Here is an 8,060-nt window from a genome sequence, read left to right as displayed (position 1 = left end):
GGGTCGGACCGAGTTGGGCACCGACTCCGGCGGCGCGGCCCTCCCGGAGGATCCGATGACACGCCCCGCCGGCCCGCCCCTGTCCGCCCTCGACGTCGTGCCCGTCTTCGAAGGCGGCAGCGCCACCCAGGCACTGCGCGACACCGTCGCGCTCGCGCCCCGGGTGGAGGAACTCGGCTACCACCGGTACTGGGTAGCCGAGCACCACAACACCCCCAGTCTGGCCACCTCGACGCCGGCCGTGCTCGCCGGCAGGATCGCCGCCGCGACCAGCACGCTGCGGGTCGGCTCGGGCGGGGTGCTGCTGCCCAACCACGCCCCGCTCGTCGTCGCCGAGCAGTTCGGCACGCTGGAGGCGCTCTTCCCGGGCCGCGTCGACCTCGGGCTGGGCCGGGCGCCCGGAACCGATCCGACCACCGCCCGGGCGCTGCGCCGCACGCCCGGCGGCGACGAGCGCTTCGAGGGCCAACTGCGGGAGCTCTCGGGCTACTTCGCCCCCACCGCCCCGGGCAGCCGGGTGCTCGCGGTGCCCGCCGCCGACAGCCGGCCGAAGCTGTGGCTGCTCGGTTCCAGCCCGGCCAGCGCCGGGCTCGCCGCCGCCCTCGGCCTCCCCTACGCCTTCGCCCACCACATCAACCCGCACGCGAGCACGGCGGCGCTGCGCCACTACCGGGCGGCGTTCCGCCCCTCACCCCAGCTCGACCGGCCGCACGCGCTGATCAGCGTGATAGCGACGGTCGCCGACAGCGACCAGGCCGCGGCACGGGCCGCCGCCCCCTACCTGCTCGGCAAGATCTGGATGCGCACCATCGGCGGATTCGACGCGTTCCCCTCCGCCGCGGCCGAGGGCGCGCACGCCTACAACACCGCCGAGCGGGCCTTCCTCGAGGACCTCGCGGCCCCCCAGCTCATCGGCGGCGTGGACACGGTCCGCCGGCGGCTGGCCGGGCTGGTCGAGGCGACCGGCGCGGACGAGCTCATGGCGCTCACCGTGGTGCCCGACCAGGCCGACCGCCTGCGGTCCTTCGAGCTGCTCGCGAGCGCGGCCACGGCGGTGAGTCCAGCCACCGAGCCAGGGATTTCAGCGCGGCTTTAGAACACCCCACCAGGGTGGTGATCCCTATCCATACCGTGTACGGAGTACCTGAATGCCATCGCGCCGAACGGCACGAAGAGCAGGGCTGTTCGCGGCCCTCGCCGTCACCCTGGCCACCGCGGCCTACGGATCCGACGGCGGCGGCACCTACACCTTCGAGCTGCGCGACGACGTCACCTTCCACGACGGCGCCAAGCTCGACGCGGAGGCGGTCAAGGCGAACTTCGACCACATCGTGGCCAAGGACACCGAGTGGAGCAGGTGTTCACCGACCCGCGCCATCGGTACACCCAGGAGCTGCTCTCCGCCGTTCCCGGCGAGGCGGGGCGGGCGTACCGCGCGCGCTTCGGAACCGGCGCACCCGGCGGGACGTCTCGCTACGGGGCCTCGGCCGGCGGTACCTCGGTCGGCGCCGCGGCGGCGAAGGCACGCAGGAAGGTGGCGGTCGCGGCCCGCGCGGTGTGCTGGATCTGGGTGTCATCGAACGGGCGGGTGCCCAGCGCGGAACGGTGCGCGACCGGGCCGGTGAGCAACGCGAGGAACTGCTCGGCCGCCTCGACCGGGTCGGCCAGCCGCAGCCGGCCGGCGAGCGCGAGCCGGGCCAGCCGGTCCGCGAACGCCTCCCCCACCTGGTTCGGCCCATTGGCGCCGATCATGTCGAACAGGTCCGGGAACCGGACGATCTCGGCGTGCAGCAGGCGGCGCAGCGCCCAGGAATCCGCGGCGCAGTAGCACTCCAGCAGCGCGCGGCCGACGTCGGTGAACGCCGTGGGCAGGTCGGCCACGTCGGCGGTGAGCCGGCTGACGACGGCAAGGCTCTTGGCCGTGGTCCTGTCCGCCGCGGCCGCCATCGCGTGCCGGAACAGGTTCTCCTTGCCGCCGAGATGGTTGTAGATCGTCGGCTTCGCCACGCCGGCCTCGGAGGCGATCATGTCAATGCTCGCCTGCGCGTAACCCTCGCGCGCGAAGACGGCGAAGGCTGCGTCCAGGATCGCCTGCCGCTTGTCGATCCTGCCTCGTGTGCCGACACTTCCAGCCGACTCCGCCGCTGCAGCCGACTTCGCGACCTTCGCACTGCGCACCGGCCCACCCTACGCGGACGACGGCGGCGGGCCGCCCGGCCCCGGCGGACCGGGCCGGCGCACGACCAAAGCCCTCCAATCTTGGCATTTACCACTAATTCGATGGGTGCGGCCGCGCTGGCCGTGCTGGCCGTCAGCCAGCTCGCGGCCTGCGGAGGCTCCACCGCCGCCGACGGGACGCCCTGGTCGCGCCGACGTGCCGGAACCGGGCGAGCTCCCCTCACCGCTGCGGCCACCGAGCGGCTGCCGGTTCCGCACCCGCTGCCCCCGAGCCCGCCCCCGGTGCGCGGCGGAGCAACCGGCGCTGCGGATGGTCGTTCCCGATCACCAGGTCGCCTGCCACCACCCGGGCTGACACCTCGGCCATCGTGGGACGCGAACAGGATTATCCTCCGGCAGCACGCCGAGGGATCACGGAATTAGCGGGCTTTTAGCGGTCGACACAATACTGATCTCCCATAAGCTACCCGGACGCATGCGTCCCACTCCTTCGGCGCCTGTACTGCCTTCACTGACCGACATCCGGGCTCCGGCCGCACTGCTGGCCTTTCTCTTCCATGCCCAGTGGGAGAACCATTACATCGGTGGCGGGACCGGTGACACGATCTCCGACATCATCGACCGCGAGCGATCTGTTTTTGCCCGTCCTGAGAGGAGACGAGGACATCCGGTCAGTCGGCGGCCAGGCCGCGCCGTAGGGCCCAGATCTGCTCCTCCTGGGCGCGCCGCGCGGTGTCGATGTCCAGGTCGCGGAAACCGTGCGCCGCGCCCGCGTAGGCGTGCAGATCAACCGGCACCCCCGCCTGCATGAGCCGCAGCGCGAAAAGGATCCCCTCATCGCGCAGCGGGTCCTCGCCGCCGACGGCGAGGTAGGTCGGGGGCAGCCCGGTGAGGTCGTCGGCCCGGGCGGGAGCCGCGTACTGGTCGGCCTCGGTCACGCCCTCGCCGAGGTAGAGGCGCCAGCACTGGACGGCGAGCGGGCGGTTCCAGACCGGGGTGTCGACGGCGTCCCGCATGGACGGTGTCTCCAGCCGGTCGTCCGTAGTGGGCATGACCACACTCTGGAAACGCACCGCCGGCCCGCCGCGGTCGCGGGTCAGCAGGGCCACCCCCAACGCCAGGGTCGCACCCGCACTGACCCCGGCCAGCCCGATCCGGGCCGGATCGGCACCCAGCTCCTCGGCATGCGCCGAGGCCCACCGCAGGGCGCTGTAGCAGTCGTTGAGGCCGGCGGGGAAAGGATGCTCGGGGGCGAGACGGTACCCGACCGACACGATCACCGCCCCGGTACCGAGAGCCAGTTGGGCGACGCCCTGATGAACCATGTCGAGGCTGCCGAGCACGAAGGCGCCCCCGTGCATGTACACGGCCAGCGGCAGCGGGGACGGCCGGCCTTCGGGGCGGTAAACACGCACCCGTACCTTCACGTCGTCATCGGAGCCGGGAACGAGATGGTCCGTGATGGTGAGCCCCGGGATCGGCGGTAGCTCGTCGGCATGAATCGCCGCCCGCCCGGCGCGCTCCTGCCTGACCGCGGCCTCCAGGTCGGTGATGGTTCCCGCATTCGGCGCCGGCGCCGACGTCCTTGCCATTCCGCGCTCCTCGTTCTCTGCTTTTCGATCCGCATCGGGGATGGGCCGGCCCGGTGACAGAATCAACTGACGTCCACCATGGGACACGCATCGATGTCGACCGTCGTCCCGACTCGGCGCACAGCCTTTTTGCCGGGACTTCCACCATATCGCGAACAGAATATGTGCCGTACTGGAACAGAGCCTTTTACGTGGCGCCGACGGTGCCCGAGTGCCATGGCGTACCGCGCGGTTCCCTGCGTGCGCGCCGCCTCAGCTGTCAGGGCCGGGCAGATCTATTTCGAAGTAGTACGAGTCCGTGCCCGGGCCGCGGCGTTCGTGGCGGTCGAAGCCGACGCTCTCGTACAGCGCGACCGCGGCGGTGTCGGCGTTGGTCGTCGTCAGGTCCATGTACGTCGCCCCACGCCGGCTCGCGTGCTCCATCGTCGCCGTGAGCAGGATCCGGCCCAGCCCGCGCCCCCGCAACGCGGGCCGGACGTACAGCTCGGCCAGATAGCACTCGTCGGCGTCGTCCCACAGCGAGGGCCGGAACCGCGTCAGGGTGAGCCCGTCCGCGTCGTCCCGGTCCGCGGACGCCTCGAGGAGCAGCACGGCCGTCGCGCCCTGGCCGAGCAGCAGCGCGACCCGATCCGCGAGCCAGCCCTGTTCGGGCGCCGGCTCGTCGTACTCCGCGTTGAACGCCCGGAGCAGACGTGCGATCTGCTCCGCGTCGGCGGCCTGGGCGACGCGGACGCGCGGCAGGCCGCTCGTCGTCATACCGACCAACCTATCGACCTGCCAGCTCCGGCCGGAGTCGGCCGAGTCGGCCGGAGTCAAACAGCACGGTACGGCTGTGGGCCGTGAAGTGAACCCGCCCAGATCCCCGCGACCGGCGGGCGTCTCCGCTTCAGAGCTGGCCGCGGTTGGGGGGCAGCACGTCGTTGAGGAGGAAGTTCCCGACGTGGTGGTACTTCCAGTCCACCGGGTCGTGGCTGGCGTGGGTGCGGACGTTTCGCCAGTGCCGGCTCAGATCGTGGCGCTCGTCGGTGGCGCTGGCGCCGGACAGCGCGAACAGATCGCTGGCCACCTCGGCGGCGACCTCACTGCCGAACGCCTTCGCCTGGGCCACCGCGAGCGAGCCTTCCGCGGCCTGCCGCGCGTCCCGCGGGGATCGCCCGACCTCGTGCAACCGGTCGGCGGCCCAACGCAGCAGCTCCTCGGCGGCCCGCACCCGGGTGGCCAGCCGGCCGTAGCGCAGAATCGTGTGCGGATCCTGCGCCGCCGAATCGACCCAGCCTCCACACGCGGCCTCGAAGAACGGCCGGGCCCGGGTGCGAACGAACTCCCCGGCGTCCCGCAGGGCGCCACGGGCGATCCCGACCTGGATCGCGGCGTGCACGAGTTGGGCCCGGGCCCCCAGCTGCTGGGGAACCTCGAAGGCTCGGTGGTACGGGATGACCAGCGAAGGGTCGACCGGTACGGCCCGCAGGGTCGTCGTGCCGCTCACCGTGGCGCGCTGGCCCATGACGTCCCAGTCATCGTCCACCGACACTCCGGGGGCGTCGCGTTCGACGAACGCCAGCACCAGGCGGTCAGCCTCGTCGAGCGCGCTGACGCCGATCCACCGCGCGGTGATCGACCCGGTGCTGTAGTACTTGGTCCCGTCGAGCCGCAGCCCGGTGCCGTCCGGGCGAAGCCTGGTGCCGAGGTCCTGTGCGTGCCGCCCACCGCGCTCGGCCAGCCCGCTGCCGAGCCGGGCACCGGCGAGGATCTCCGCGAACAGCCGCCGCTGCTGTGGCGCCGTCCCCCAGAGCGTCAGCACGTCGACGAACAGGAAGTGCCCCTGCGGAATCTGCGCGATGGCCGGATCAACCGCGGCGATCGTGCGGATGACCTCGGCGAGGGTTCTTGGTGACACCTCCGCGCCACCGTGCTCGGCCGGCACTGTGATGCCGAGCAGACCGCTGGCGTCCAGCGCCGCCAGGGCCTCGACCGGCACGGCGGCCGACCGGTCCCGTTCGATCACCGTGTCGGCGATCGACTCGGCGTAGCGTCGTGCCGCGGCGACCGCCTCCGCGTCCGATCCGATCACCGGGATGGCCGTCGCCTCCGCTGACGAGCCGGTCATCGGGACATGGCACCGTTCACCCTGGTCCGGAGCGGCCCCCCGAACGTGACCCGGTCAGCCACGTAACGCTCAGGATCCATCAATCCCCCTAATTTCGATCGACAAAATTTACGACAGCCTCATGTCACCAATAGCGGCGATCCTGCAACATCCACCCCCCGGCGCCCCGCCGCCCACCGACAGCGGACGATCACGCCCCCGCGTGCGACCAGGGACATGCCGAAGATCAGGCGTCGCAGGAAGACTTGATACCCAGATCGTCGGGGAATCGTTCCGTCATCGTCTGGTGGCCAGCCGGAATGGGGAGGAACTCATGACCGGACAGCGGGATCAGGTGGCTGCCATCGCAGTCGAAGCGTACATTTTTGCCTATCCGCTCGTGACCATGGAGCTGACCCGACTCCAAGCCACCAATGTCGAGCCCGGAGTGGCGCCGGGCCGGGCCCCGATGAACCATTTCGCACATATCCGGGAGTTTCCCGACGCCGGTTTCAGGATGGTCGTCCGGCCGAACTTCGACACCCTCTACTCCTCGGCCTGGGTGGATCTGACCGAAGGACCGGTGGTGGTCTCCGCGCCCGACACGGATGATCGCTACTACATGTTGCCCGTTCTCGACATGTGGACGGATGTCTTCGCCACCCCCGGAAAGCGCTCCAGCGGCACGGCCGCGGCAGACTGGGCGCTGGTGCCGGCCGGGTGGAGCGGGCGCCTGCCGGCGGGCGTGGGACGCATCGACGCGCCGACTCCACACGTCTGGATCATCGGCCGGACGCAGACCAACGGCGAGGCCGACTACGACGCCGTCCACAAGGTGCAGGACGGATTCCAGCTCTCCCACCTCGCGGACTGGGGGCGCGCTCCGATCGCCGCGACCACCCGGGCTGTCGACCCGGACATCGACATGACGACGCCGCCCCTGGACGTCATCAACGCCATGACCGGCGAGGAGTTCTTCAGGCGCGCGGCAGAGCTGATGAAGCTTCACCCGCCACATGTCACGGACTGGTCACAGATCCGGAGAATGCGCGCGCTCGGCCTGGTTCCCGGCGAGTCCTTCGACTCGAACCGCCAGGGCCGGGCCGTTCGGGATGCCGTCGCGGCGGCGCCCCGGACCGCTCAGAAAGCGATGACCGCGCGAGTTTCGACAATGGCGACCGTGTCCAACGGATGGCAGACCAACACGGACTCGATCGGCGTCTACGGCAACTACTACATGAAACGGGCCGCCGTCGCGATGATCGGTCTCGGCGCCAACCCCGCAGAGGAAGCCGTCTACCCGCTGCTGCTCACTGACGCGGACGGCGACCCGCTCGACGGATCCGTCGACTACGTGCTCCACTTCGAGCGCGACGAGCTCCCTCCGGTCTCCGCGTTCTGGTCGATCACGATGTACGACAAACACGGCTTTCAGGTGGCCAACCGGCTCAACCGGTTCGCCCTCGGAGACAGGGATCCGCTGACGTACAACGCTGACGGATCGCTCGATCTCCATATCCAGCATGCGTCCCCCGGATCCGCTCGGGAATCGAACTGGCTGCCGGCCCCGCTCGGCCCGCTGGGTGTCACGATGCGGCTCTACGCACCCGACCCCGCGGTCCTGTGCGGAGCATGGTCACCACCCGCGGTACGGAAGGCCGCGAGCCGCCCCGGCTGACAGCTCCCCGGCGGATCCCACCGACGGGCCGAAGGTCCGGCGTCCCAGACTTCGGCCCCCGGCAGGATCGTTGTCGTGACGGATCTGCGCGCCCATGTTCTCGCCCGCCTGGATCAGCTCGAACAGACCGCTCGCGATGTTCCCGGGGCGTCCATCTGGAACGCCCGCCAGGTCGCCGGCATGACCGGGGTCGCGCCCGCGGTCGCCGAGCACATCGCCCAGTGGAGCCCGGCCCGCATCCTCCCCTGGACCAGCGGCGCCCGCGAGCTCACCGAGCTGCACCACGACATCGACGGGAAGTGCGCCGTCTGCCTCGACGTATATCCCTGCCCGACCTTGTCCGTTGTGGCCCGAACCCTCGGCATCACCCCGGGCCGATGAGGTGGGCGGGCGGATGGTGGTTCACGCGGCGTGATCTCGCAGGAGTGCGCGGATCGAGTCGTCGAGGTGGAACGGGCCGCCGTTCCGGGTGATGATCGCGTCTGGCGCCACGTGTCGAGTGGCTTCGGCGAGGACCTCGGCGGGT

Annotated in this window: 7 protein-coding genes and 2 pseudogenes; 5 read left to right on the top strand and 4 right to left on the bottom strand. The window is 70.9% G+C overall.

Annotated elements, in window-relative coordinates:
* The first annotated feature begins 55 nt into the window (after positions 1-55).
* Positions 56-1,096, top strand: coding sequence for an LLM class flavin-dependent oxidoreductase (locus FMEAI12_RS31310; RefSeq protein ID WP_112108855.1), 1,041 nt, complete (start codon positions 56-58; stop codon positions 1,094-1,096).
* Positions 1,097-1,148: 52 nt separating this feature from the next.
* A pseudogene (locus tag FMEAI12_RS31305) lies at positions 1,149-1,349 on the top strand (ABC transporter substrate-binding protein); the annotation flags it as partial.
* Positions 1,350-1,473: 124 nt separating this feature from the next.
* Here FMEAI12_RS31305 and FMEAI12_RS31300 read toward each other — a convergent pair.
* Positions 1,474-2,178 (bottom strand): TetR/AcrR family transcriptional regulator, encoded by a 705-nt coding sequence (locus tag FMEAI12_RS31300; protein WP_112108854.1) that lies wholly within the window; start codon positions 2,176-2,178, stop codon positions 1,474-1,476.
* A gap of 181 nt (positions 2,179-2,359) precedes the next feature.
* Between FMEAI12_RS31300 and FMEAI12_RS39555 the strand changes: the two are divergent.
* Positions 2,360-2,533, top strand: a pseudogene (locus FMEAI12_RS39555) (oligopeptide/dipeptide ABC transporter ATP-binding protein); the annotation flags it as partial.
* 316 nt (positions 2,534-2,849) lie between these two features.
* Here the strand turns inward: FMEAI12_RS39555 and FMEAI12_RS31285 are convergent.
* The 3 genes from FMEAI12_RS31285 to FMEAI12_RS31275 form a co-directional block, all read right to left on the bottom strand.
* The gene (locus FMEAI12_RS31285; protein ID WP_112108853.1) at positions 2,850-3,770 is read right to left on the bottom strand and encodes an alpha/beta hydrolase; all 921 of its coding nucleotides are present in this window, start codon (positions 3,768-3,770) and stop codon (positions 2,850-2,852) included.
* Between the two features lie 252 nt (positions 3,771-4,022).
* A complete protein-coding gene (locus FMEAI12_RS31280) occupies positions 4,023-4,526 on the bottom strand; it encodes a GNAT family N-acetyltransferase (protein ID WP_083391316.1) in 504 nt (167 codons plus the stop codon).
* Positions 4,527-4,656: 130 nt separating this feature from the next.
* A complete protein-coding gene (locus FMEAI12_RS31275; protein WP_112108852.1) occupies positions 4,657-5,877 on the bottom strand; it encodes an SfnB family sulfur acquisition oxidoreductase in 1,221 nt (406 codons plus the stop codon).
* A gap of 313 nt (positions 5,878-6,190) precedes the next feature.
* Between FMEAI12_RS31275 and FMEAI12_RS31270 the strand changes: the two genes are divergently transcribed.
* Positions 6,191-7,534 (top strand): DUF1254 domain-containing protein, encoded by a 1,344-nt coding sequence (locus FMEAI12_RS31270; protein ID WP_112108851.1) that lies wholly within the window; start codon positions 6,191-6,193, stop codon positions 7,532-7,534.
* Positions 7,535-7,609: 75 nt separating this feature from the next.
* Entirely contained in the window at positions 7,610-7,915 is a 306-nt protein-coding gene (locus FMEAI12_RS31265) for a DUF6221 family protein (RefSeq protein WP_071066344.1), read from the top strand.
* Positions 7,916-8,060: the final 145 nt, after the last annotated feature.

It is taken from the genome of Parafrankia sp. Ea1.12, from assembly GCF_900465275.1.
Lineage (GTDB): Bacteria > Actinomycetota > Actinomycetes > Frankiales > Frankiaceae > Parafrankia > Parafrankia soli.
Note: the sequence above shows the minus strand (reverse complement) of the source record. Positions and strands in the feature narration are given on the sequence as shown.